Genomic DNA, 25,410 nt, shown 5'->3' with positions numbered 1-25,410 from the left:
CGCATGGGCGCTTCCGACATCAAGAACGGCGGCCTGCGCGAGCAGCTGAAGGCGCGCCTGAAGTCTGACCGGCAGGTCGTCACCGCTACCTTCAAGGCGGACGGCAAGCCGGAGAAGCTGCTCATTGGCCTGCGCCAGTCTGTCGATGCGGTGCTCACCACGGCGTGGGAGTCGGCTGCCCTGCCCGCCGATACGGCGCTTGTTGCCGTCGGCGGTTATGGCCGCGGCGAGTTGTTCCCCTATTCCGATGTGGATGTGCTGATCCTGCTGCGCGAGCAGCCGGACGATGCAACGCGCCATAAGCTGGAAGAACTGGTGCAGTTGCTGTGGGACCTGGGCCTGGAAGTGGGCCACAGCATCCGCACGGTGGACGAGTGCCTGAGCGAGTCGAAGGCCGATATCACGGTGCAAACCAGCCTGCTGGAAGCGCGCCTGATCACCGGCAGCGCGGCGCTGTTCGAGGAACTGCTGGAGAAGTACAACGCGGCCATGGATCCGCAGGCTTTCTTCCACGCGAAGATTGCGGAGATGCGCCAGCGCCATGCAAAGTATGAGGATACGCCTTATGCGCTGGAGCCGAACTGCAAGGAGAGCCCCGGCGGCCTGCGCGACCTGCAGGTGATCCTGTGGATCGCAAAGGCTGCGGGCCTGGCGAACTCCTGGCGCACGCTGGCCACGCGCAATCTCATCACGCGCGAGGAAGCGCGGCACCTGATGGAGAAGGAGCGCGCGTTCAAGGATATCCGCGTGCGCCTGCACCTGCATGCCGGCCGCCGCGAGGACCGGCTGGTGTTCGATGTGCAAACGGCCATTGCCGAATCGCTCGGCTTCAAGGCGGACGGCGATGGCGTGAACATGCGCCGCGCCAGCGAATACCTGATGCAGCGCTATTACTGGGCCGCGAAAACGGTCACTCAGCTGAACACGATTCTGGTGCAGGACATTGAAGCGCACCTGTTCCCGCAAGGCTGTTCGTCCATCGCCATCAATGAGCGCTTCAACGATGTGAATGCCTTCATTGATATCAGTTCGGACGATGTATTCCAGAAGACGCCTTCGGCGCTGCTGGAGATGTTTGTGCTGATGACGGAGCGCCCGGCGATCAAGGGCATGACGGCGCGCACCATCCGCGCCATGTGGAATGCGCGTAACCTCATCGATGACGACTTCCGCGCAAGCCCGGTGAACCGCGCCTACTTCCTGCGCATCCTGCAGGCGCCGCAGGGCATCATTCACGCGCTGCGCCGCATGAACGAGTTTTCCATCCTGGGCCGCTATCTGCCGAACTTCCGCAAGATCGTGGGCCAGATGCAGCATGACCTGTTCCACGTTTATACGGTGGACCAGCACATCATGATGGTGGTGCGGAATATGCGCCGCTTTACGATGTCCGAGCACGCGCACGAATATCCCTTCTGCAGCCAGCTGATGGCGAACTTCCCGCAGCCATGGCTGCTGTATGTGGCTGCCCTGTTCCACGATATCGCCAAGGGCCGCGGCGGCGACCACTCCAAGCTGGGCGTGGCCGACGTTACGCAGTTCTGCCAGGACCATGGCCTGAGCGAGGAAGATACCGAACTGGTGGCCTTCCTCGTGGAGCAGCACCTCACCATGTCGCAGGTGGCGCAGAAGCAGGACCTGTCGGATCCGGACGTGATCCAGAACTTCGCGAAGACGGTGCGCGATGAGCGCCACCTCACCGCCCTGTACCTGCTCACGGTGGCGGATATCCGCGGCACCAGCCCGAAGGTGTGGAACGCCTGGAAAGGCAAGCTGCTGGAAGATCTGTACAAGATGACCCTGCGTGTGCTGGGCGGCGAAGCGCCGAACTCAGACCGCGAACTGAAGAACCGCCAGCAGGAAGCCTTGGCCACGCTGCGCCTCTACGGCCTGCCGCCGGATGCGCACGAGGCGCTATGGAAGCAGCTGGACATGGCTTATTTCCTGCGCCACGAGGCTTCCGATATCGCCTGGCAGACGCGCGCGCTGTACGACCGCCTGAACAGCGAGAAGCCCGTCGTCAAATGCCGCCTTGCGCCGATTGGCGAAGGCCTGCAGATCGCCGTCTATATCAAGGACCAGCCGGACCTGTTTGCGCGCATCTGCGGCTACTTCGACCGCAAGAACTTCAGCATCCTTGACGCGAAGATCCACACCACGAAGCACGGCTACGCGCTCGATACCTTCCTCGTCACAGAGCAGAGTTTCGCGAAGAGCTATCGCGACATCATCAGCCTGATCGAGCATGAGGTATGCGACCTGCTGCAGTCGAACGAGCCGCTGCAGCCGCCGAGCAAGGGCCGCCTGTCGCGCCTTTCGCGCACCTTCCCGGTACAGCCGACCGTGGACCTGCGGCCGGATGAACGCGGCCAGTACTACCTGCTGTCCGTTGCGGCGAACGACCGCACCGGCCTGCTGTACTCGATTGCGAACGTGCTCACGAAATATAAAGTGAACCTGCATACCGCCAAGATCATGACGCTGGGCGAGCGCGTGGAAGACGTATTCCTGGTCGATGGGGCGGCGCTGAACAATGCGCGCACCCAGCTCCAGCTTGAAACCGATTTACTGGAAGCTTTGAAAGTCTGATGTCCGAAGAATTGCTACGCCTGTCCAAGCGCATGTCCGAACTGGGCCTGTGCTCCCGCCGCGAGGCTGATGAATGGATTGCCAAGGGCTGGGTGCGGGTGGATGGGAAGGTGGTGTCCGAGCTGGGCACCAAGGTCTATCCAAGCCAGAAAGTGACTGTGGAGCGCCAGGCGGCGGCCGAACAGTCCAAGCGCGTCACCATCCTGATCAACAAGCCCATGGGCTATGTGAGCGGCCAGGCGGAGGACGGTTATACGCCCGCCGTGGCTCTCATCAAGCCGGAGAACCGCTGGGAAGGCGATACGGCGCCCGAGCAGTTCCACCCTACCCAGCTGCGCAGCCTGGTGCCTGCGGGCCGCCTGGATATCGATTCCGTGGGCCTGCTGGTGCTCACCCAGGACGGACGCATCGCCAAACACCTGATCGGCCAGGACACCGAGATCGACAAGGAATACCTGGTGCGCGTACAGTATTCCAAGCCGGGCAAGCTGCCGGATGCGGACCTGAAAAAGCTGAACCACGGCCTGTGGATGGACGGAAAGCCCCTGCTGCCCGCAAAAGTTCGCTGGCAGAACGAAGATCAGTTAAGCTTCACGTTGCGTGAAGGCAAGAAACGCCAGATCCGCCGGATGTGCGAAATGGTTGGCCTGAAAGTGATCGGGCTCAAGAGGGTGCGCATAGGAAAGGTCAAACTGGGCGAGCTTCCTACAGGCAAGTGGCGCTACTTATTACCTGAGGAAAGGTTCTAATAGACGGATTTACAACAATCGTGTGACATTGTCACAGATACACTGTTATTCTTTCTTTTTTGCAAGCTAAAACTCGTTTTAAGCTGTAAAGTAGAGGGGAAGTAATTGTCTATAGCGAAGAATAGCCTGGCCGTGAACGATAACGCGAATTTTGATCGAAAAGGTCCGCCCACTGTCCGTAATGCGGCGCAGAAGATCCCCGTCACTGCGACCCCGGAAGAGCTGGTGGCGGAAGACGTTATCGGCGAAGCGCTGGCGGAAGTTTGCGACAGCGGCGACGCAGTAGCGATCTACCACCCGGAGCGCGATGAACCCATCATGGCGCGCATCGACTATGTGCACCCTGAGCTGCCGGAGTTTGAGCTGGACCTGGTGGAGCCGAATCCCCTTCCCGGCGGCCGCCTGATCTTCGTGGCGTGGTTCAAGGACGCGCGCATGCAGTGGGAGCTGACCCAGGAGAGCTGGCCGCCAAGCCCCGGCGGCGACTGGACCAAGGTAACAATTCCCTTCCCCGAAAAGGCGCTGGTGCTGAACCGGCGCGAAACGCCGCGCTTCGAGACTCCGCTGGGCTCGAACTTCATGGCCTCGTTCATCCTGGTCGGCAAATCCTACGAATTGCAGCTGTATGACTTCTCGTCCGGCGGCGTGGCCATGCGCGCGCAGCCGCGCGAAGCACGCGGCCTGCTGCGCGGGCGCAAGCTGGAACGGGTGCGCCTGGAGCTGGGCCCGGAAACGGTGATTACGGCGGACATGGAGATTCGCGCGGTGCGCACCTTCAAGTCCTTCCTGCTGGGTGAACAGGTGCAGATCGGCTGCATGTTCATCAACCTCGATGAGAACACCAAAGAGGAGATCGAACGTCTCCTCAAACGCATGGCCACCATGGAAGAGAACAAGGCGAGCAAGCCCGCCTGATTCTCCCCTTCCGATTACTGCGCCGCCTGCCGTTCGGCGCGCAGCACCTTTCCATTCTGATGCAGCAGCAGCGCGACAATCTTCTTGTCTTCGCCGCGCTCGAACTGCACTTCGGCGTCCACCACATCGTATGCAAAGCGGTCAGGCTTGCCGGGCACCGGCTGCACGCCGATCATGGGCTGCTGTTCGAGTTTGATCAGCAGCTGGCCGTCGCGCACGCGGACTTCGAATTCCGCCGGGGTGCCGTCTTCAATCATGCGATAGCGGCCGCCGAAAGCTTCCTGGGTAACGCCATCCATCATTGCCTGGGCAGGCACAGGCTCATCGCTGCGCTTGCCTTCCATGGTGTTGCCGCGCTGGCGCAGCGTAACGCTCACCACCTTACCGCCCTCGCGGCGGAAGGAGAACTCCGCGCCAAAACGCTCGTGGATAAAGGTGTCGGTGGCGCTTGGCGTGAGGGCATTGAACAGCTGGCCCGTCATGCGGCCATAGACGGTGCCGTTCTGCGCCACGAACGTCATGGCCAGCTTGGGGCTCACGCGGTAAACGCCGTTGTAATCGCCCGGATTGGCCAGCGCCACGGGGGGCGTTGAAGGCTTGGCGAGCTTGTAGCGTTCGGAAATCACGGCGTTCGATACTTTCTCGATGTCGGCAGCGCTGTTCGAAGCAAGCACGATCAGGGCTTCGCCGGTATCCGGCAGGATCATCCAGTGCGCTTTATAGGCCCCTGTTGCACCGCCATGGAAGTAGGTACGGCGCTCGGCAGGACCACGCATCATCACGGCGTAGCCGATTTCAGTGCCCGCCATCCGGCCCAGCGGCTGCAGCGCACGTTCAGCGGCTGCACCCAGCGGTCCCTTGCGGCCGGCGAGCATGGCGCGGCTGAACTTCAGCATGTCCGGAGCGGTGGACCGCAAGGCGCCAGCGCCCGCGAAGGACTGGAACTGCCAGGACGACCATTCCTTCGTACCCCGCCATGGCCTGGCGAAGCGGGCCTGCTTGTCGCCCAGGTGCTGCTGCGTATCCTTCATCTCCAGCGGCGCGGCAATGCGTTCGATGACCAGCGTTTCCCATGGCGCCTTGTAGCGGACGGAGAGCGTTTCACCCAGCACGGCGAAGCCGAAGTTGCTGTAGTCGCCCGCACAGGGCGGCGATTGTTTGAGCTTCGTTTTGGCCAGCGCATCCCACAGCATCGCGCGGCTGACATCGCGGTAAGGGTCGCGCATTTCGTCGGTCCATTTCCCTTCAGGCAGGCGTGGCAGGCAGGAGCTATGTGTCACCAGCTGGCGCAAGGTAATGGCGGCCACCTCGGGCTGCATCGTCACCTCTCCTGCGAGCAGCTTGCCGAGATTGTCGTCCAGCGACAGCTCGCCCTTTTCCACCGCCTGCGCGAGCAGCAGGCCGGTGAACACCTTGCTGATCGAGCCGATTTCATAGAGCACCGGCTTGCCCGCCTCGGCGCCGGTATCGCCGGCCGCGCCAAACACTTCGCCTGCGCCGCGCGCAACGCCCACCGTCACGCTGCCTGGCTGCTTGCCAAGGGTTTCCGCGGCCAGCTTATCGGGGGCGGTGTTGAGGTCGAGCGATTGGGCGTAAAGAGCGGGAGCAGCGAAGGCGGCGGCAATCGCCACCATGGCCATCTGGCCGTAGCGCGGAGTCAGGTGCATCGAACTTACCTTTCTGTGAGGCGGGCACAATTTGCCCATGTTGAGCGTAGCCGTTCGCACACCGGATGGCGACAGGCTTGCGACAAAACGCGGAATTCAGGCGACAGAACGCGGTTTACAGCATATCCAGCGGCATTTTGCGCCGCGGCGGGGGGAAAGCCTGGTCTATCGCCGCCAGGTCGGCGGCGCTGAGGCGGATATCCAGCGCGGCGCGGTTGGCGCGCACGTGCTCCTCCTGCACGGCCTTGGGAATGGCCACCACTCCCTCCTGGTGTGCAAGCCAGGCCAGCGCGATCTGCGCGGGCGTTGCGCCATGCTGCTGCGCGAGCTGCACCAGTGCAGGCTCGGCGAACAGGCGCTGCTGCTCCTTGCGGTCGGATTCCAGCGGCGAATAGGCCATGACGGGAATGCCGCGCTGGCGGCACCATGGCAGCAGGTCCCACTCGATGCCGCGGCGGCGCAAGTTGTAGCACACCTGGTTGGCGGCCACGGCGCCTTGCAGCGACTGGGCTTCTTCCATGTCGTCCACATCGAAATTGCTCACGCCGTAGTCGCGGATCTTGCCGTCGCGCTTCAGCGCTTCGAAACCTTCCAGCGTTTCGGCGAGCGGCACATTGCCGCGCCAGTGCAGCAGGTAGAGATTGAGATAATCGGTCTTCAGGCGTTTCAGGCTGCGTTCGCAGGCCTGCTGCACGCCGCGCCGGGTGGCGTTATGCGGATATACCTTGCTTACCAGGTAGACCTGCGAGCGGCGGCCTGCAATGGCCTCGCCCACCACTTCCTCCGAACCGCCATCGGCATACATCTCGGCGGTGTCGATCATGGTCATGCCGAGGTCGAGGCCCAGCTGCAGCGCGCGCACCTCCTGCGGCCTGCGGGACGGCTCCTCGCCCATATTCCACGTGCCCTGCCCGAATTGTGGCGTCATCGTATTTCCTCAGAGAATTTTGACCTACATCAATCTTTTTTCACATCGCCACCGCTAATGTATGAGGCTTGCAGCGGAGGGAACGTATGAATATAGCAGACGAGCCCGTGTCCACTTTCGGGTCTGACCCCAAGGTGGACAAGGGCATCCGGCCTTGCCCGTGGCTACTTGCAGGGGGCGAATGCGCCATTCTGGACACGCTGCCCGACCAGATCGCAGTGCTCAATCAGTCCGGCAGCATTGTGGAGGCCAATGCGGCGTGGAAGCAGTTCGCGCGCCGGTATGGGCACAATGCCAGCGATGCGGTGGCGCGCAGCGAGGCGGGCGCGCGCGCCGTGCAGGGGGTGAATGCGGTGCTGGGCGGCGCCGTGCCCTCTTTTGGCGCCGAATATGCCTGCACGCTGTCCGGCAGCCAACGCTGGTTTGCGATGACCGTGACAGCGCTTGCCGGCGGCCGCCATGGTGCGGTGATCTGCCATCACGACATTACACAGCGCAAACGCAATGAGGAGCGCCTGAATATCGCCGCCATCGCTTTCGAGTCTCCGCAGGGCATGATGGTGACGGACGCGCATGGCCGCATCGTGCAGGTGAACAGCGCCTTCAGCGGCATCACCGGCTACGCCGAAACCGATGTGCTGGGCCACACGCCCGCCGTTCTCAGCTCCGGCAAGCATGACGAGGCCTTCTACCGCGCCATGTGGGATGCCATCGGCGCCAACGGTATGTGGGCGGGCGAGATATGGAACCGCCGCAAGAACGGCGAGATCTATCCGGAATGGCTGTCCATCGCCGCCGTAGTAGGCGATGGCGGCGCCGTCACGCACTATGTGGCCACCTTCACCGATATCACGGTGAGCAAGGCGGCCAGCGACGAGATCCGCAGCCTCGCCTTCTACGATCCCCTCACGCGCCTGCCGAACCGGCGGCTTTTCCTGGATCGCCTGAAACACGCCATCTCCGCCATCCACCGCCACCGCATGCATGGCGCCCTGCTCTTCCTCGACCTCGACAACTTCAAGACGCTGAACGACACGCTGGGCCACTCCACCGGCGACCTGCTGCTGCAGCATGTGGCGCAGCGCCTCGTCAGCTGCGTGCGCGATTCGGATACCGTGGCGCGGCTGGGCGGCGACGAATTCGTGCTAATCATCGAAGACCTCGGGCCCACGGCAGTGGAAGCGGCAGCGCAGACCAAGTCCATCTGCAACAAGATCCTCGCGGAGCTGAATGCGCCCTACCGCCTTGCCTCGCATACCTGCCACAGCACACCCACCATCGGCGCGACGCTGTTCAACGACAGCCGGCAGAAGCCGGACGAACTGCTGATGCAGGCCGATATCGCCATGTACCAGGCCAAGCGCTCCGGCCGCAATACGATGTGCTTCTTCGACCATGAAATGCAGTTGAAGATTGCGGCCAAGGCCCAGCTGGAGAGTGACCTGCGCCGTGCCATCGAGAACGAGGAGTTCGAGCTGTACTACCAGATGCAGGTGGACCGCATTATCGGCCCGGTGGGCGCGGAGGCGCTGATCCGCTGGAACAAGCCGGGGCACGGTTTCGTTCCGCCTTCGCAGTTCATTCCACTGGCGGAGGAAATGGGCCTGATCGCCCGCATCGGCAACTGGGCGCTGGATGCCGCCTGCAAACAGCTCGCGGCGTGGCAGCTCAAGCCCGAAATGCGCGGCCTCGTAGTGGCGGTCAATGTGAGTGCGCGGCAGTTCCGCGAGAGCGGCTTCCGCGGCAGCGTCCTCGCGGCGCTGGAACGGCACGGCGTTCGGCCGCACCACCTCAAGCTGGAACTGACGGAGGGCGTGCTGATTGAGAACACGCCGGAAACCATCGCGAGCATGAAGGCCTTGCGCGATGCGGGTCTCAGTTTCGCGCTGGACGATTTCGGCACCGGCTATTCATCGCTGCAGTACCTCAAGAAGCTGCCGCTGGAGCAGCTCAAGATCGACCAGTCCTTCGTGCGCGAACTGGTGGACAATGAGGGCGACCAGGCCATTGTGCGCACCATTATCGCCATGGCGCACAGCCTGAGCCTCGATGTGATCGCAGAGGGGGTTGAGACGGAAGCGCAGCGCGAAATGCTGGAAACCTTCGGCTGCAACCGCTATCAGGGCTACCTGTTCAGCAAGCCGCTACCTGCGGCCGAATTCGAAGAACTTCTAGTCTAGGCGTCAGCAGATGATATCGGTTGCGATCCAATTAACGCCATATATTCTCACAAGGCTATCGCCACTGAACTTGAGCGCATATGTGTGTGTCTGGATGCCGGTATAACCGCCGTATTCATTCTTTGAGTTGTATTCGACACAAACCACATAGGCTTGCTCCAGATTCTTGCCGAAGTTTGTAGCCGTCAGCAATTCCGGTCCTCGCGTTATGGCATAGTCGCGCAGGCTGTCGGGGTCACGAAGATTACGACGAAGGTCCGCTTTGATAAATGCATCGGCCTGCTCCACGGTTGGTTTAGGTCCAGCAGTTTCAACAAGGATCGGAGTATGAGCAGCACACCCCGCCAGCAGTGCTGCAAACATGGCTGCAGCAATGGCCTTCCACATAACAAGCTCCTTTATTACTCAGATGGTAAATCGTATCACATGGTGTGATGGCGAAGGTCAGTTGGGAAGACCAAAAGCCATCACCGACAACGCATAGGTGAAGGCGAACAGCAGCAGCACGTAGGCCAGCAGCAGCGGCAGCGAGATTGCAGCGAAGGCGCGCGGCTGCAGCAGCCCTTGCAGGCGGGACATCAGCCATTCGAAGGCCATCGACAGCAGCATCAGTGCCAACGGCGCCTGCCAGTACAGCAGCGCTGCAATCAAACCTTGTTCCAGCGCGTTCCAGCCATGATGGCCCTTCAGCACCATGGCAGCAGCCACGAAGGTAAACGGCGCCGCCACAAGATGCATCGCCAGCTTGAACGCGATGAAATCGCCTGGCGCCGGCGGCGGCTGGCGCAGGATGTTGCCGAAGAAGTAGCCGGCACTGCCCTTCTTGCGCATCGCCAGCACGGCAAGCCCTGCGCCGAACGGCAGCAGCGCGCACAGGCACAGCACCAGGATGGAATCGATGGGGAGGTACACGGCTTCGAACAGGGTACGCAGCTCGGGCGGTTCGCCGAGCGCGGCAACCTTGAACAGCACCAGCATCTGCGCAGCCAGCAGGCTGCCGATGCAAAGCTTGAGGATGAAGCCGATGCGGGGAATGAACATCAGTCCCTCGGCCAGCAGCAGGAAGACTGCCGCCGCCAGCAGCAGCGCCCAGGGCGCAGCTGCCAGCAGGCTGAGGGCTTCAGCGGCGGCGCGCAGTAGGTCGAGCGCCGCCATGTGAATCAGCTTTCGATGCGGCGCGCCGAATTGGCGGACCAGCGGTACAGCGTGACGACGATGGCGGCGGCGACGGCAATCGCGATCATCATGCCGATGCTTTCTTCAACGCCCTTGCCGAAGGCCAGCGGTTCGCCGGTGCCGGTGGCGATGATCAGGCCCGCCAGCGCCACGTTGAACAGGCTCTCGCCCACGATGAAGCCGGACATCACCAGCACGGCAACGCGGTTCGCCGCTTCGCCGTAGGTCTTGCTGCGCATGGCTTTCTCGAAGAAGTAGCCACCCAGTGCGCCAACCACCACCGGCGCGGTAACGGCCGACGGCAGGTAGATGGCCAGGCCCACGCCCAGCGGAGGCAGGCTGTATTTCTTGTTCGAGACGCGCTTCAGCACGAAGTCGATCGCCACCAGCGCCAGGCCGATCAGCGCGCCGTAGCCGATGAGGTGCCATGGCAGCTCGCCGCCGATCACACCACGCGCCAGCGTGGAGATCAGGGTAGCCTGCGGCGCCGCCAGCGGCGTGTCCGAAATGGCGTTCTGGTTCGGGGCGCCCGCAAAGCCGTAGGCGTGGTTCAGCATTTCCAGCACAGGCGGCACCACGCAGGAGCCGGCGAACACGCCGATGATGAGCGCGGTCTGCTGCTTCCATGGGGTTGCGCCCACCAGCTGGCCGGTCTTCAGGTCCTGCAGGTTGTCGTTACCGATCACGGCAACCGCCAGCACCACGGTGGTGACGAACAGCGCGAAGGCGATCATGGCCTGCGCGGTGTCCGGACCCATTATATGGCGGCCCACCATGCCCACGCTGAGCGCGGCGCCCAGCACGGTCAGGATGGCGAGGCCGGAAACCGGGGAATTCGAAGAACCGATCAGGCCTGCCATGTAGCCGCAAACCGCTGCCGCCAGCATGCCGGCGATCAGGATATAGGCAATGCCCACCGCAACCAGCGGGGTGGACAGCGATTCCAGCGGACCGCCGGACAGGAAGGAAGCCAGCAGCCAGCCGGCCGGCACCATGGCGATCAGCGTCACCAGGCCGACGATAAAGATCGGCATGTCGCGGTCTTCGCGCGGCAGGCCTGCGCCGCCGGCCTTGGATGCAGCGCTTGCAGCCAGTGCGGACTTCAGGCCGCCGATCACAGGCTTGGCCAGCGTGGCCAGGGTAATGATTGCAGCCGCGCCAATGGTGCCTGCGCCCATCATGCGCACCTGGGTGCTCCACACGCGCAGCGCGTGGTCGGCAGCCGCGGCGCCTTCGGCGATCGGGGTAATCGAGGTCAGGATAGGCACCAGCACAGCCCAGGCGATGACCAGGCCGGTCAGCATGGCGATACCGACGGTAATGCCCATCAGGTGGCCCGCGCCGATCAGGGCCAGCGAACCCGATGCGCCAAGGCCGGTGGCGCCGGTGCCGGCGCCGAAGCGGAAGTAATGCGACACTTCGCCGGCAATCAGCTTCATGGCTGCCAGCAGTGCGAAGAAGGCGGAAGCCAGGGTGCCCAGCACCACGGCTTTCAGGCCGGCCTTGCCTTCCTGCGCGCCGGAACGCGAGGCGGTGCCGACTTTCAGCACTTCCGCAGCGGCCACGCCTTCAGGATATGGCAGCGTGGACTGCGATACCAGCGCGCGGCGCAGCGGCATCGTATACATCACGCCCAGCACGCCGCCGATGGCGCAGGCGCCGAAGGTGGGCCAGAACGGAACCTCTGCCCACCAGCCGATCATCAGCAGGCCGGGCACCACGAAAATCACGGATGCCAGCGTGCCCGCCGCCGAAGCGATGGTCTGGACGATATTGTTTTCCTGGATGGTGGCGTCTTTAAAGGCGCTGAGAAGCGCCATCGAGATCACGGCAGCTGGGATGGAGGTGGCGAAAGTGAGGCCGACTTTCAGGCCCAGGTAGACCTGGGCGGCCGTAAAGACCAGGGTAATCAGGATACCGAGGATGATGCCCCGGATACTGAACTCCAGCGGATTCGACGACGACGGTTGATTCATCCTGTGGGCTCCGTTCGTTATATAAGGGTTAAGCTGGCCGGGATATTACGCCAGATTTGCCCGTACGCCAATGTTCTGTGCGTACTTGCAACGCGATGTCAATCGTCGTCATTCGGGTCCATGTCGGGGAACATGACCGATGTGAAGCCGAAGCGCGAGAAGTCGGTAATGCGCATCGGGTAAAGAATGCCGTGCAGGTGGTCGACTTCGTGCTGCACCACGCGGGCGTGGAAATCGTCGGCGTCGCGCACGATGCGCTTGCCGTACTGGTCGAAGCCTTCATAGTGCAGGCGCTTGTAGCGCGGCACCACGCCGCGCAGGCCCGGCACCGACAGGCAGCCTTCGAAGCCCTCTTCCTTGTCGTCCGTGATGGGCGTGAGCACGGGATTGATCAATACCGTTTCCGGCACCTGCGGCGCATCGGGGTAGCGGGTGTTGGATTTGAAGCCGTAGATCACCAGCTGCAGGTTGACGCCGATCTGCGGTGCGGCCAGGCCTGCGCCGTTCGCGGCGTGCATGGTGTCGAACATGTCCGCAATCAGCGCATGCAGTTCAGGAGTATCGAACTGGCGTACCGGCTCGGCCACGCGCAGCAGGCGCGGGTCGCCCATTTTCAGGATTTCACGCACGGCCATGATGATTCTCCATGAATTCGCGGAAGCCCTCGCCCGTTTCCGGATGCTTGAGTCCCATGGCGACGGTGGCTTTCAGGTAGCCCAGTTTCGAACCGCAGTCGTAGCGCTGCCCGTCGTAGCGGTAGGCCAGCACGCGCTCATGCAGCAGCAGCTGCGCGATGCCGTCGGTGAGCTGGATTTCGCCGCCCGCGCCCGCACCGATCTTTTCCAGGAACTCGAAGATGCGGTTGGAGAGCACGTAGCGCCCCACCACGGCCAGCGTGGACGGCGCCTTCTCCGGCGCGGGCTTCTCGACGATGCCCGCCACCAGCTCCAGCCGTTCGCGGTAGCTGCTGGCGCTCACTATGCCGTACTGGCGCGTATGCTCGCGCGGCACGTCCTGCACGGCCAGCAGGCTGGCGCGCTCGAATTCGTACTGCTGCGTCATCTGGGCCAGCACGGGTTTCGCACCATCCGGCGTATCCATGAAGTCGTCCGCCAGCAGAACGGCGAAGGGCTCGCTGCCCACGATGGGCCGCGCGCACAGCACCGCGTGGCCGAGGCCCAGCGGCGCAGGCTGGCGGATATAGATGCAGTTCACCTGTTTCGGAATCACATTGCGCACCACTTCGAGCAGGGCGTGCTTGTTATGGGCTTCGAGTTCGGCTTCCAGCTCGTAGGCCTTGTCGAAATGGTCTTCAATGGCGCGCTTGTTGCGGCCGGTGATGAAGATCAGGTCGGTGATGCCGGCGGCAACGGCTTCTTCCACCGCGTACTGGATCAGCGGCTTGTCCACGATGGGCAGCATTTCCTTGGGCTGCGCCTTGGTCGCAGGAAGGAAGCGGCTGCCGAGGCCCGCTACCGGGAATACGGCTTTTCTGATATGTCCCATGCTTATTCCGTTTTGCCCAGCAAAGCGAGCAGGCCCGCTTCGTCCAGGATGGTAACGCCGAGTTCTTCGGCTTTGGCGAGCTTGCTGCCTGCTTCGGCGCCCGCTACTACATACGATGTTTTCTTCGAGACCGAACCGGAGACCTTGCCACCCGCCTGCTCGATCAGCGCCTGGGCCGCATCGCGGCTCATGGTCGGCAGCGTGCCGGTCAGCACGAAGGTCTTGCCCGTCATGGCGCCTTCCGCTTCCGCCACTTCCGGCAGCTGCGCCAGCAGTTCGGTGCGCAGCGCGTCCAGCGCAATCAGCTTGTCACGGTTGGCTTTCGATTGCATCCATTCTTCAAGCGCGCCCGCCACTGCCGCAGGCAGGCCGAAGACGTCGAATACTTTCAGCCAGGCCAGCGCTTCCAGCGTCACGCCCTGCTCGATCAGCTGCTTCGCGCGCGGCTCCGTCAGCTTAGGAATGCCCAGTGAGGCCAGCAGCTTGACCGGTTCCAGCTTTTCGCGCAGCGCGGCTTTTGGCGGATGCTCGCCCTGCGGCTCGACACCTGCGGCCAGCAGCGCATCAATGGCCTGCTGGTTCTTTTCTTCGGCGAAGAAATCGGCGATGGATTCCGCCACCGTACCACCGATGTCCGGCAGCACGCGCAGCAATGCTTCCGGCGCGCGGCGGACCAGATCAAACTTGCCCAGCCAGTCGGCCAGCGTTTTCGCCGTCGATTCACCGACGTGGCGAATGCCGAGCGCGAACAGCAGGCGCTCCAGCGGCGGCTTCTTGCTGGCAGCAATGGCCTCCAGCAGGTTGTCCGCCCACTTGGTGGCGATCTTCCCCTGCTGGACCGTTTCCGGCGTGACGCCCTCCCGCTCATCGGCGAGACGCTTCATGTTCAGCAGGTCGGCCTGCGTGAGCTTGTAAAGGTCGGCCACGCCGTGAATCAGGTTGCACTCCACCAGGTTGTCGATATAGCGGTCGCCCAGGCCTTCGATATCCATCATGCGGCGGCCGGCAAAGTGGCGGATTGCCTCCTTGCGCTGGGCGGAGCAGATCAGGCCACCGGAACAGCGCGCAATCGCCTCACCCTCCTCGCGCACCACGTGCGAGCCGCAGACCGGGCAGGTTTTCGGCAGCACGTAGGCGGCAGGCTCCGGCGAGGGGCGCTTGTCCAGCACTACCGCCAGCACTTCGGGAATCACGTCGCCCGCACGGCGCACGATGACGGTATCGCCCACGCGAACGTCCTTGCGGCGCACTTCGTCTTCGTTGTGCAGCGTGGCGTTGGTGACGGTAACGCCGCCGACGAACACGGGCTCCAGGCGCGCTACCGGCGTGATGGCGCCGGTGCGGCCTACCTGCACGTCGATGGCCTGCACCGTGGTTGTCGCTTCTTCAGCGGGGAATTTGTGGGCCAGGGCGAAACGCGGCGCGCGCGACACGAAGCCCAGCGCACGCTGGTCTTCCACGCGGTTGGTCTTGTAGACCACACCGTCGATCTCATAAGGCATGGCCGGGCGGCCCGCGCCGATCTTGGCGTAGTAGGCCAGCAGGCCTTCCTTGCCGCGCACCACGGCGCGTTCCTTCGCCACCGGCAGGCCGAGCTTCTCGTACCAGTCGAGCAGCGCCGAATGGGTGGCCGGCATGTCCGCGCCTTTCAGTTCGCCGATGCCGTAGGCGAAGAAGCGCAGGTTGCGCGAGGCGGTGATGCGCGAGTCGAGCTGGCGCAGTGCGCCCGCCGCGGCATTGCGCGGATTGACGAATTCCTTCTGGCCCAGTTCACGCTGGCGCGCATTCATGGCCGCGAAATCGGCCTTGAACATCAGCACTTCGCCGCGCACTTCCAGCACGGAGGGTACGTTTGCGCCGTGCAGGCGCAGCGGAATCGCCTTGATCGTGCGGATATTCGCGCTCACGTCCTCGCCGGTGTAGCCGTCGCCGCGGGTGGCGGCCTGCACGAACACGCCGTTCTCGTAGCGGAGGTTGATGGCCAGGCCGTCGAACTTCACTTCGGCGGCATAGTCCACCTGCACGGCATCGAGGCCGTCGCGCACGCGGCGGTCGAAATTCTCGATATCCTCATCGGTAAAGCCGTTGTTCAGCGAGAGCATGGGCACTGCATGCGTGACCGCGTCGAAGGCGGCCAGCGGCGGCGCGCCCACGCGCAGGGTCGGCGAATCCGGCGCCTGCAGTTCGGGGTGGGCCGCCTCCAGCTGCTGCAGTTCGATGAAAAGCTTGTCGTATTCCGCGTCCGGAATGGTCGGCGCGTCGAGCACGTGGTAGGCGTGAAGGTGACGGTTCAGCTCCGCCGTGAGCCATTCAACGCGCTCCGCCGGTGTCATTTCTTTCATGCCCGCCTCTTAGCTGAACAGGCGCAGTGCGCGGGTGGAACCGGCCGGAATGTCGGACGCTTCCATATCGGCGTAGAAGTCCTTCACCTGGCCCGCGATTTCGGCCAGGGCCTCGTCGCTCAGCGGCTGGTTGTAGTCGTCCACAATGGTCGCATCGAGGCGCGCCACCAGCGATTTGGCGCAGGCCACCATGGCGCCGAAACCGTCGCGCGCAGGGGCAACGCATGGCACGTCCAGCAGCAATGTGAGGCGCGGCGTGGTTTCTTCCGCCGGCGAGACATTGGTGGACAAGGAGAACAGATGTCCGCCGTCGCCGTCAGGCATCACGTAGCGGCCATCCGGACGCACGTCGAAGCCTTGCTTCTCCAGCGCGCCGATCAGGGTCGTGATGGCCCACGGAGCGCCGTTGGTGGCGAGGTTCACGCCCAGCTGCGCGTCATGGCTGGCGACGAAACGGTGCAGCGTCTTGGCCTCGCCCATCACTTCGATCATGTCCGGAATCTGCGGCTCGGCGCCGATTTCGTCCGAAATGCCGCGCAGGCGCGTCACCAGTTCCGAGTATTCGAGTTCGTTCAGGGCCGTGGTGCGGCTGGCCAGCTGCACGCCGCCCTGCAATTTGGTGTAGACGGTGCCGTGCGTGACCGGTTCCCAGTCGCCGCTGACGGCGAAACCGATGAAGTGCACCGGCTTGCTGCCCACGAAGCGCAGCTTCTGCAGCACCGGCAGCAGCTTGTCTCCGCGGATCGGCGCTTCCAGTTCCAGCGGCAGCAGGCAGTCGATCAGCGGATCGACCAGGCTCGTTGCCAGTTCGGATGGCGGCACGCCGGCATCGGCGCTACGCACCGGTGCAGCAGGCGCCGCGTCTTCCGTGATGCCGGGCGCCACGGCAGGAGCGCCATGTTCCGGCGTGGCGTAGGCGCCGGAGCCGCCGTCCACCATGGGCACATCGTCCAGCGAAAAACTTGGCTCGCTACGGTCCACACTGTCGTAGGCAGGGGCTTCGCCGCTGCGCATCAGCACATCATCGTGCTCGGAGGCGAAGGCGCGCTCCACGCTCTTCTTGGCCTTGTATTCCTGCCATTTGTTGTACGAGAAAACACCGACGATGAATACGCCGCCGGCTGCGATCAAACTTAATTGAAGATCTGTCATGCTGCTTGTGCCTCGGTAGCGAAGTGGGCGGCGGCTTCCATGTCCACCGCCACGATGCGCGATACGCCCTGCTCCTGCATCGTCACACCGATCAGTTGATTGGCCATCTCCATCGCAATCTTGTTGTGCGAGATGAAGAGGAATTGGGTCTGGTCGGACATGCGCTTCACCATGCGGCAGAAGCGCTCCGTATTGGCGTCGTCCAGCGGTGCATCGACCTCGTCGAGCAGGCAGAACGGCGCGGGATTCAGGCGGAACATGGAGAACACCAGCGCCGTTGCGGTCAGCGCTTTTTCGCCGCCGGACAGCAGGTGGATGGTGGCGTTCTTCTTGCCCGGCGGCTGGGCCATCACCTGCACGCCGGAGTCCAGGATTTCGTCGCCCGTCATAATCAGCTTGGCCTGGCCGCCGCCGAACAGGATCGGGAACAGCTCGGAGAAGTGGCCGTTCACGCGGTCGAAGGTTTCCTGCAGCAGGTCGCGGGTTTCCTTGTCGATCTTGGTGATGGCGTCTTCCAGCGTGTTGATCGCCTCGGTGAGGTCGGCGTTCTGCGAATCGAGGAAGTTCTTGCGCTCAGAAGCCTGCGCCAGTTCGTCCAGCGCCGCCAGGTTGACCGCGCCCAGCGCCGCAATGGCATTGGTCAGGCGCGTGACTTCGCCCTGCAGGTAGGAGGCCTTCAGGTCCGGATGCAGCTTCTCGGCCAGCGCGGCTTCGTCGGCCTGCACTTCGGCCAGCTGCTGCGCAAACTGTTCCTGGTTCAGGCGGGCCGCCTGCTCCTTCAGCTGCATTTCGGTGATCTTGTCGCGCTGCGGCTGCAGGCTGCGTTCGGCCTGCATGCGCGCGTCCTCCGCGTGGCGCAGCTGCTGCGTGATCTGGTCCAGTTCATGGCGAGCATCGGACAGCGCTTTTTCCTGCTGCGTGCGGCGGTCCAGCAGCTCCTGCAGGCCTTCGTTGGCGGTGCCTGCCTCCAGCGTTTCCAGCTCGCTCTGGCCTGCGCGCAGGCTTTCTCCAACCTGCTGCACCTGCTGCTGCGCGGTGGCGATATTGCGGCGCAGTTCCTCGATGCGGCTGCGCGCCGACTTCTCGGCGAATTCCGCTTCCTGCGCCTTGCGTTCCAGCTCGCGCAGCGCTTCGCGCGCATCGGCCAGGCGCTGCTCTTTCAGCAGGAAAGCGGTCTGCCCTTCTTCGTGCTCGCCCTGCAGGTTGCCCAGCTCCATATCGAGCTGTTCGAACTTCTCTTCGGATTCGAGCTTGACCTGCATCTGCTCCTGTTCCTGCGCCGCAATCTCGGCGAGATCGGCTTCGATCTGGCCGCTGCGCTGGTTGAAGCGCGCTTCGATCTCTGACAGCTTCACCACTTCCAGCTGCAGCGTATGCACGGAAGAAGTCAGGCTCTGCGTCTTCGCGCGCAGCTCGACCAGGTTCCGGCTATGGTTCGACAGCGCGGCATCGGCACGCACCGAACGCGCGCGCGCTTCTTCGGCCAGCATGGACTGCGCGCGCAGCTGCTTGGTGATGTTGTCGATTTCCTGCTGGCGGCCCAGCATGCCCTCCTGCTCCGCGTCCGCCGCGTAGAAGCGCACGCTGGACTGCGAGATGATGTGGCCCTGTTTCGTGACAAAGCTGCCGCCCGCAGGCAGCGTGCCGCGCGCCATGAAGGCTTCCGCCGCATCGTCCGCGATGAATACGTTGTGCAGCCAGTCCTGCAGCACGCCGCGCAGGCCGGGATCGTTCAGTTTCAGCAGGTTGATGAAAGGCTTCAGGCCCGCCTGCTCGGCAGCGGCGGCGGGTGCGGAAGTCAGCGGCGCAAACAGGGCCAGCTTGGCCGGCGGCGCATCGCTGAAGAAGTGTTTGGCCCACTCGATATTCGATACCTGCAGCGCGGAGGTGCGCTCGCGCAGCACCGATTCCATCGCCGTTTCCCAGCCGTTCTCGATCTGGATCTTCTGCCACAGGCGCGGCAGTTCGTTCAGCTCATGCTTCTGCAGCCATGGCGTGACCTTGCCCTGCGTCTGCGCCCGCTCCTGCAGTTCGCGCAGCGCGTTCAGGCGCGCTTCCAGCTGCGCATTGGCGGCCGTTTCGGCCTGCACGGCGGCCTGCGCCTGCTGGCGCTCCTCTTCCAGCTTGGGCTGCTGCTCCATCGCCTCTTCGAGCATCATGTTCTGCTCTTCCAGCGACTGCTGCTTTTCCTCAAGCTGCATCTTCAGGTTCACCAGGTGCGAGGAATCCGGCATCGACAGGCCGTTCTTCTCCTGCATCAGGCGTTCGCGGCGCGTGGCCAGGCCGTTCAGGATGTTGTTGGCATTGCGCTGGTGCGCCGATTCCAGTTCGAGCTGCTGCTGCGCCTGCATGATGCGGGCGCGCGATTCCGTGCTCTTGTTCTGCGATTCGCGCCATTCCGCTTCCAGCGTGGGCAGCAGTTCGGCCTTCTGCTCGGCCATCATGCGCGCCTGTTCCACCTTGGCGGACAGTTCTTCCAGATTGAATTCAGCCTCTTCCACCTGGCCCGCATACTCCTCGGCCTGGCGCTGCCACTGGTCGCGCTGCGCCGTCAGCGTGGCGAGCTGCTGCTGCAGGCGGGTGCGCGATTCGATGACGAACTTGATCTGCGCTTCCAGGCTGCCGATTTCCGAGTTGGTCTGGTACAGGTGGCCCTGCGCCTGGTGCAGGCGGTCGCCGACGGCGAAGTGCGCCTGGCGCATCTGCTCCAGCGACAGCTCGACGTGGCGCAGCTTCGCGGTCTGCTCTTCCAGGTCGGTCTGCGCCTGCTCCATGTCGCGGAAGTATTTGGCCTGTTCGTTCTGCGCTTCCGTCTTGCGCAGCAGCCAGAGCAGCTTCTGCTTCTCTTCCTGGTCGGACGAAAGCTGGTGGAAGCGCGTGGCGACTTCGGCCTGTCCCTGCAGCTTCTCCAGGTTGGCATTCAGTTCGCGCAGGATGTCTTCCACGCGCAGCAGGTTTTCGCGCGTGTCGTGCAGGCGGTTTTCGGTTTCCCGGCGGCGTTCCTTGTACTTCGATACGCCCGCCGCCTCTTCCAGGAACACACGCAGCTCTTCCGGCCGCGATTCGATAATCCGCGCAATCATGCCCTGTCCGATGATCGCGTAGGCGCGCGGACCGAGGCCGGTGCCGAGGAAGATGTCCTGGATATCGCGCCGGCGCACCGGCTGGCCGTTGATGTAATAGGTGGAGGTGCCGTCGCGCGTCAGCGTGCGCTTGACCGCGATCTCGGCATACTGGCCCCATTGGCCGGAAGCCTTGCCGTCGTGGTTGTCGAACACCAGCTCGACCGAGGCGCGGCCGGCAGGCTTGCGGTGGGTGGAGCCGTTGAAGATGACGTCCTGCATGGACTCGCCGCGCAGTTCCGAAGCCTTCGATTCACCCAGCACCCAGCGCACCGCATCGATGATATTCGACTTGCCGCAGCCGTTGGGACCTACCACGCCGACCAGCTGGCCCGGCACCTGGAAATTGGTGGGATCGACGAACGACTTAAATCCCGACAATTTAATGGAAGATAGACGCACGTTGTAATCAGTTCTTCGCCCGGTCAGGCATGGTTGGAAAAGTGGATAATCATACCATTTCGTCTGGCGAATCTGGCCATTTTCGCATTATATGGATGGGCGCCGCTGTGGGCCGAGCTGCCAGCTGCGGTGATGCGGCTTGTCGTGGCCCGAGAGGAAAAGCGCGAGCTCCGTCATCCAGCGTTCGGTGGGCACCGGCTCGGCGTGCGGCGCCAGCAGCAGCACCGGGATGCAGAGAGCCGCCAGCACCCGCCCGATCAGGGCCGGATGGTCCGCGCGCGACAGCAGGATGAAGGCGGCGGCAACGGCATAACCCACGCCGGCGCCCAGCACCACTTCGGAAGCGGAATGCGCCAGCACCGGCAGGCGCGAATAGCTGATGAGCGCCGCCAGCAGCACGCCCAGCACAAAGGCGCCGCGCCGCCACTCAGGCTGCGCCTGGCGGAAAGCCAGATAGAAAGCGACAGGGAAAACGGCACAGGCGCGCATCGCATGCCCGCTGAGGCCCGCGAACTGTGCCTCCGGAATCCCCACGCCCCAGCCGATGAAGGCCACCTTGGTTGCCACCACCAGCGCCATGCCGGCGCCGAACAGCACTACCCACGTTGCCGTCAGCCGCCACGAACGGCCGGCCACCAGCCATAAAGCAATCGCCACGCCCAGCGGGCCTGTGACGGCAAGGCTGCCGAGGACACTGACAGCACTCCACCAACTCTGCATTCCCGTACCTTCCTCTTTCAAGCTGCCCGGACGGCAAGCGAACTGTATTGAACCATACCGGGCGGTTATACTACAGAACATTTCAATAAGGCAACACCGCACATCAATGAGCGCTCACAAAACTTCCGTCCTCTTTGTCTGCATGGGGAATATCTGCCGCTCGCCCACGGCCGAAGCGGTATTCCGGCACCGCGCTGCCGCTGCGGGGCTGGACCTGCATATCGACTCGGCGGGCACGCACGGCTACCATATCGGCGATGCGCCGGACGGGCGCTCGGCGCGGCATGCGGCGCAGCGCGGCTACGACCTCAGCCCGTTGCGGGCACGCCAGGTGTCCGCGGACGATTTCGCGCGCTTCGACCACGTGCTGGCAATGGACGAGGACAACCTGGCGCTGCTGGCGCGTTCCTGCCCGCCGCAGCACAGGCATAAACTGAAACTGTTCATGGAATATGCGACGCATTCCGGCTCGCGCGTGGTGCCGGACCCGTATTACGGCGGCGCCCAGGGCTTCGACACGGTACTCGATTACATCGAGGATGCCGCGGACGGGCTGATCTCCTCGTTGCTGGCCGCACCCAAAGCCTGAGACAGCGCGCGCCCCACCACGCCATCCGTGCTGGCGATGCGCACCATGTTGGCGTCGAACTTGCGCGCCAGTTCTTCGCCCGATAAGGTGAACGCCTCTTCGCGTCCGCGCGTGGAGAAGATGAACAGCGTGCGCAGCGGGCTTACCCACGCCAGCTTGACCTTGCGCGGCCCGGCGCCTTCCTGCTCGAATTCCAGCCACATGCCGCGTGCAAGGCTCGCCACAACGCCGCTTTCTTCATCCCTTGCTTCCATCTCACGCTCCTTCATTGCCTCGCGGCGTTCGGCGGCTTGCTGCGCGGCCTGCATCGAGAGTTCGAGCTGGCGTTCCGGGGACAACTCCACCGGCGCGCGGACGATGGAAGCGTGGCATTCGGCGAGTTCGGCGAAGAAGCGCAGGCGCTCTGCGTCCTGCCACTTGATGGCGTCCAGCCATTTATTCAGGCGGGCCAGCAGGCCGGGGAGCTTTGCGATCAGCTCCTTGCGTTCCTGCGGCGAGATCTTGGGCTTTACGCTCCAGATCAGGTCATCCATTGCACTGGTGGCGTGCCTGACTGCGCCGGGCTTCTCTTCTTCCACGGTGTAGGCCAGCGTCAGCACATCGGTCCATTTGTTTTCCAGGAAGGCTTCCACCACGGCCACCACTTCGCCGGTGCCGATGCGCATGGACACCGCCTCCTTCGCGCTGCGCTGCGCGGCGGTGTGCCTTTCCTGCTTCAGCGCGGCGGCGATCGGTTCGGCGATAGCCTGCTCGGCAGCCTGCTCGTCCTGCCTGATGGTCTGCTCCAGTTCATCCACCGCTTCCGTGAATACCTGCAGCTCCTGCTCGGGATCGCGGCCGATGCGTTCGACCGAGCGCTGCATGGCCTGGTAAAGCGGATCTTCGCTGTCCTTGCGCTGCTCCCAGCCCATCTTCGACAGCAGTTCGATCAGGCGGCGTGCGGGGTGCGACTCCTGGAAGAAAAAGTCCTTGTCGGCCAGCGCGGCTTTCAGCACGGGCACCTGCAGCAGCAGCACCAGCTCGCGGATTTCCTTCGCGATGTTCTGGTCGCGGAACACGGTTTCGAAGACGGCCGTCAGCAGGTCGATGGTGCTCTCATCGGCGTGCGTGAGCGTGCCGCGCGGGGCGCCCTGCTTGATGGCCGGCAGGTAGATCACATTGTGCGGCGCTGCAGCCTGTTGCGCGCCCGCCTCCGGCGCCGCGCGCGGCGCTTCGCGCTGCATCCAGCCCAGGTAGGCCATCAGGTGTTCGCGCGCTGCGCTGCCAATATGAACGTAGGCGCCGCCGGCGGGAGGCGGGCCTGCATCCTCACCGGCTGCAGCGGTTCTTGGCGTTTGCCGCGCCACGCCATCGCGCGCGCGGCGCGTTGCGGCGGACGCCCACGGCGGTGGCGGCGCATCGGGATCGGCGGGCGCCAGGGCATGGGCCGGCAGATCGAGGTTCATGCCGGCCAACGCGTCGTCGGCGCCGCGCGCGAACAGCTGGCGCAACTGGTCGGCCAGGGCGTCGTCCTGCTGGCGTTTGCGTGCACCGGACGCGTCGTGCGAATCCGAGCGGCGGCTGCGCGCGCGGTCCACGTCGCCGGGCAACACGCCCTTGCGCTGCAAGGACAGGTTCAATGCCTCGTACAGCGGCGCCAGCTCCAGCATCAGGCCAGGTTTGAGCATTGCCAGCAGCAGGCCTGCCGCTTCCTCTTCGGGATTGAAGGAGAGCCAGGCCTGGTGCAGCGCCGCGATGAAGACCTCGGGGCGGAAGGGATTCTGGCCCGCGCGCAGGATGGCGCGGTCCATCATGAAGGCCAGCCGCACATTCAGCGTGGCCAGCGCGTCCGAATACTGCAGGTCGAAAGGTTTGCAGACGGCGGACAGTGTGACCTTCTCGTCCATCACCTCATACGGCACCAGCGACAGCGGCTCGCATTCGGGCGGGCGCACAGCCTTCGGGCCAAGCTGCGCGAACTCCAGCCGCAGCCCTTTTTCCAGCGCCGCCGCCGCCAGGTGCAGGAAGGCGAAATGGCGGTTGCGCAGCAGGTTTCCGGCGCGGATACGCAGCTGCACGCTGGCGACGCTGCCCTCCATGTCGCTGCCGTCCACCAAGGCGCCCGCCAGCCGCGTGGAGAAATCGCTGAACTGCGCGTTGAAGTGCTGCAGCACGGTCGCAATCAGCCCCTCCAGCAAGGCGAGCCTTGAGGTGATCGCCGCACGGGCGCCGGGAACAGGGGCGGGTACTGCTTGCATGGGAAAGCCGAAAAAAAGACAGCGGACTGCTGCTCATCTTATTCTGGCAGATAATTTCCACATGGCAATATAACTGTAGAAACTTTTCGCAAAAATGTTGGAATTTGTCGAAAAATTGTCAAACGGATGCTCAACAGGAGAAGCGGCCAGCAAGGTTTTATCCTACATGGGTTCTGCGCGAACTCCGATATCCGGAGCCTGAGCAAAATCGCATCATTTCGCTACCGAAAACGCATCTGCGAAACGGTTGAGCGTGGCAAAACCGGCCGCGCTGAGTCGCTTCACAGCAGCGCTTGCGGCGAGTGACTTTTTAACATTCTTTCTGAAAGGAAATGCAAAATGGCCTCGAATCAACGCGGTGGCAACAAGCAAGGCTCGTCCTCTTCCGGCAGCTCGAAGCAGTCTGGCAACCAGGGTTCCCGTTCCGGCGGCACCCAGGGCGGCACGCCTGAACAGCACGCCGAAGCAGGACGCCAGAGCCACAAAAACGACGGCAACAAGTCGTCGGGCTCGCGCGGCGGCAAGCGCTGAATAATTGGGGACAGACCCGGATTTCGGCCCAACCGAAAATCCGGGTCTGTCCCCAATTTTCAGATGTTCGTCACGCGCTTGCCGGGTGGCGGTTTGAAGTCGATCACGTCGTGCACCAGCCCTACCTTGTGCGCTTCGCGCGCCGTCAGGTGGAGGTCGGAGTAGGCATGCACCGCCCAGTGCTGGTCGTCCAGCGTGAGGTGTTCGCGCAGGATGGATTCGGTGCGCGCGTCGTCGGCCTGCAGGCCCTCGACAATAATGCGCAGCGCATCCGGACGGGCGCCGGAAGGCGCACTGGCATGCGATTTGTGCACCATGAAGCGCGCGGTTTCGCTGGCATAGCGCTCCTCGCCGCTGAGATAGAGAATCACGGCGATCGAAGCCACGGCGCCGCCGTTGTACATCACGATCTTGATCGGCAGGTTGCGCAGGTAGTTGTAAAGGCAGAGCCCGTCGCTCACATAGCCTCCGTTGGACTGCAGCAGAATGTGGGCGGTCTCCACGCCGTCTTCCGTCATGTCTGCAACCGCATCGAACACGCGGTGCACCATGTCGCTGTTCACATCACCCGACAATGTGTACCAGGCCGCTCCGTCCAGTTTATGTTTATCTTCGCTCATGGCTGTACC

Annotated in this window: 19 protein-coding genes; 6 read left to right on the top strand and 13 right to left on the bottom strand. The window is 63.5% G+C overall.

The window, feature by feature from the left end:
• The first annotated feature begins 3 nt into the window (after positions 1-3).
• The 3 genes from ACJRPG_RS19295 to ACJRPG_RS19285 all read left to right on the top strand — a co-directional run bounded on the left by ACJRPG_RS19295 (position 4) and on the right by ACJRPG_RS19285 (position 4,253).
• Entirely contained in the window at positions 4-2,589 is a 2,586-nt protein-coding gene (locus ACJRPG_RS19295; RefSeq protein ID WP_408001729.1) for a [protein-PII] uridylyltransferase, read from the top strand.
• Positions 2,589-3,338 carry a pseudouridine synthase gene (locus ACJRPG_RS19290; RefSeq protein ID WP_408001728.1) on the top strand — a complete coding sequence of 250 codons (750 nt, stop codon included), beginning with the start codon at positions 2,589-2,591 and terminating at the stop codon, positions 3,336-3,338. Before ACJRPG_RS19295 ends, ACJRPG_RS19290 begins: the two co-directional genes overlap by 1 nt.
• Before the next feature lie 105 nt (positions 3,339-3,443).
• The gene (locus ACJRPG_RS19285; RefSeq protein ID WP_408001727.1) at positions 3,444-4,253 is read left to right on the top strand and encodes a flagellar brake protein; all 810 of its coding nucleotides are present in this window, start codon (positions 3,444-3,446) and stop codon (positions 4,251-4,253) included.
• Positions 4,254-4,267: 14 nt separating this feature from the next.
• Here ACJRPG_RS19285 and ACJRPG_RS19280 read toward each other — a convergent pair whose 3' ends face one another.
• Both ACJRPG_RS19280 and ACJRPG_RS19275 read right to left on the bottom strand, forming a co-directional pair.
• Positions 4,268-5,920 (bottom strand): serine hydrolase, encoded by a 1,653-nt coding sequence (locus ACJRPG_RS19280; RefSeq protein WP_408001726.1) that lies wholly within the window; start codon positions 5,918-5,920, stop codon positions 4,268-4,270.
• Between the two features lie 115 nt (positions 5,921-6,035).
• Positions 6,036-6,848 (bottom strand): aldo/keto reductase, encoded by an 813-nt coding sequence (locus ACJRPG_RS19275; protein WP_408001725.1) that lies wholly within the window; start codon positions 6,846-6,848, stop codon positions 6,036-6,038.
• An 86-nt stretch (positions 6,849-6,934) separates the two neighbouring features.
• Between ACJRPG_RS19275 and ACJRPG_RS19270 the strand changes: the two genes are divergently transcribed.
• A complete protein-coding gene (locus ACJRPG_RS19270) occupies positions 6,935-9,028 on the top strand; it encodes a putative bifunctional diguanylate cyclase/phosphodiesterase (protein WP_408001724.1) in 2,094 nt (697 codons plus the stop codon).
• Between the two features lie 3 nt (positions 9,029-9,031).
• Here ACJRPG_RS19270 and ACJRPG_RS19265 read toward each other — a convergent pair whose 3' ends face one another.
• From ACJRPG_RS19265 to ACJRPG_RS19225, 9 genes are all read right to left on the bottom strand, one after another.
• Complete coding sequence (locus ACJRPG_RS19265; protein WP_408001723.1) at positions 9,032-9,415, bottom strand: hypothetical protein; 384 nt, start codon at positions 9,413-9,415, stop codon at positions 9,032-9,034.
• A 57-nt stretch (positions 9,416-9,472) separates the two neighbouring features.
• A complete protein-coding gene (locus ACJRPG_RS19260) occupies positions 9,473-10,183 on the bottom strand; it encodes a hypothetical protein (protein WP_408001722.1) in 711 nt (236 codons plus the stop codon).
• Positions 10,184-10,188: 5 nt separating this feature from the next.
• Positions 10,189-12,180 carry an OPT family oligopeptide transporter gene (locus tag ACJRPG_RS19255; RefSeq protein ID WP_408001721.1) on the bottom strand — a complete coding sequence of 664 codons (1,992 nt, stop codon included), beginning with the start codon at positions 12,178-12,180 and terminating at the stop codon, positions 10,189-10,191.
• Positions 12,181-12,278: 98 nt separating this feature from the next.
• Positions 12,279-12,815 carry a peptide deformylase gene (gene def, locus ACJRPG_RS19250; RefSeq protein WP_408001720.1) on the bottom strand — a complete coding sequence of 179 codons (537 nt, stop codon included), beginning with the start codon at positions 12,813-12,815 and terminating at the stop codon, positions 12,279-12,281.
• Complete coding sequence (gene galU, locus ACJRPG_RS19245) at positions 12,802-13,686, bottom strand: UTP--glucose-1-phosphate uridylyltransferase GalU (protein ID WP_408001719.1); 885 nt, start codon at positions 13,684-13,686, stop codon at positions 12,802-12,804. Before galU ends, def begins: the two co-directional genes overlap by 14 nt.
• Positions 13,687-13,688: 2 nt before the next feature.
• Positions 13,689-16,028 (bottom strand): NAD-dependent DNA ligase LigA, encoded by a 2,340-nt coding sequence (gene ligA, locus ACJRPG_RS19240; protein WP_408001718.1) that lies wholly within the window; start codon positions 16,026-16,028, stop codon positions 13,689-13,691.
• 9 nt (positions 16,029-16,037) lie between these two features.
• Positions 16,038-17,180, bottom strand: a complete 1,143-nt coding sequence (locus tag ACJRPG_RS19235; RefSeq protein WP_408001717.1) for a cell division protein ZipA C-terminal FtsZ-binding domain-containing protein — start codon at positions 17,178-17,180, stop codon at positions 16,038-16,040.
• Complete coding sequence (smc, locus tag ACJRPG_RS19230; RefSeq protein ID WP_408001716.1) at positions 17,177-20,704, bottom strand: chromosome segregation protein SMC; 3,528 nt, start codon at positions 20,702-20,704, stop codon at positions 17,177-17,179. The genes ACJRPG_RS19235 and smc overlap by 4 nt, the downstream gene beginning before the upstream one ends.
• An 87-nt stretch (positions 20,705-20,791) precedes the next feature.
• Positions 20,792-21,424, bottom strand: coding sequence for a phosphatase PAP2 family protein (locus tag ACJRPG_RS19225; RefSeq protein ID WP_408001715.1), 633 nt, complete (start codon positions 21,422-21,424; stop codon positions 20,792-20,794).
• 106 nt (positions 21,425-21,530) lie between these two features.
• On the opposite strand from ACJRPG_RS19225, the gene ACJRPG_RS19220 reads away from it, so the two are divergent.
• Entirely contained in the window at positions 21,531-22,013 is a 483-nt protein-coding gene (locus tag ACJRPG_RS19220; protein WP_408001714.1) for a low molecular weight protein-tyrosine-phosphatase, read from the top strand.
• Here ACJRPG_RS19220 and ACJRPG_RS19215 read toward each other — a convergent pair.
• Positions 21,953-24,250: a DUF1631 family protein gene (locus ACJRPG_RS19215; protein WP_408001713.1), complete on the bottom strand. Its 2,298-nt coding sequence runs from the start codon at positions 24,248-24,250 to the stop codon at positions 21,953-21,955. The genes ACJRPG_RS19220 and ACJRPG_RS19215 overlap by 61 nt on opposite strands.
• 339 nt (positions 24,251-24,589) lie before the next feature.
• On the opposite strand from ACJRPG_RS19215, the gene ACJRPG_RS19210 reads away from it, so the two are divergent.
• On the top strand, positions 24,590-24,781 hold the full coding sequence (locus ACJRPG_RS19210) for a hypothetical protein (protein WP_408001712.1): 192 nt from the start codon (positions 24,590-24,592) through the stop codon (positions 24,779-24,781).
• Positions 24,782-24,840: 59 nt separating this feature from the next.
• Here ACJRPG_RS19210 and ACJRPG_RS19205 read toward each other — a convergent pair whose 3' ends face one another.
• On the bottom strand, positions 24,841-25,401 hold the full coding sequence (locus ACJRPG_RS19205) for an ATP-dependent Clp protease proteolytic subunit (protein WP_408001711.1): 561 nt from the start codon (positions 25,399-25,401) through the stop codon (positions 24,841-24,843).
• Between the last annotated feature and the right edge of the window lie 9 nt (positions 25,402-25,410).

The sequence above is a fragment of the Pseudoduganella rhizocola genome (assembly GCF_045984285.3).
In the GTDB taxonomy this organism is placed as follows: Bacteria; Pseudomonadota; Gammaproteobacteria; order Burkholderiales; family Burkholderiaceae_D; genus Rugamonas.
Note: the sequence above shows the minus strand (reverse complement) of the source record. Positions and strands in the feature narration are given on the sequence as shown.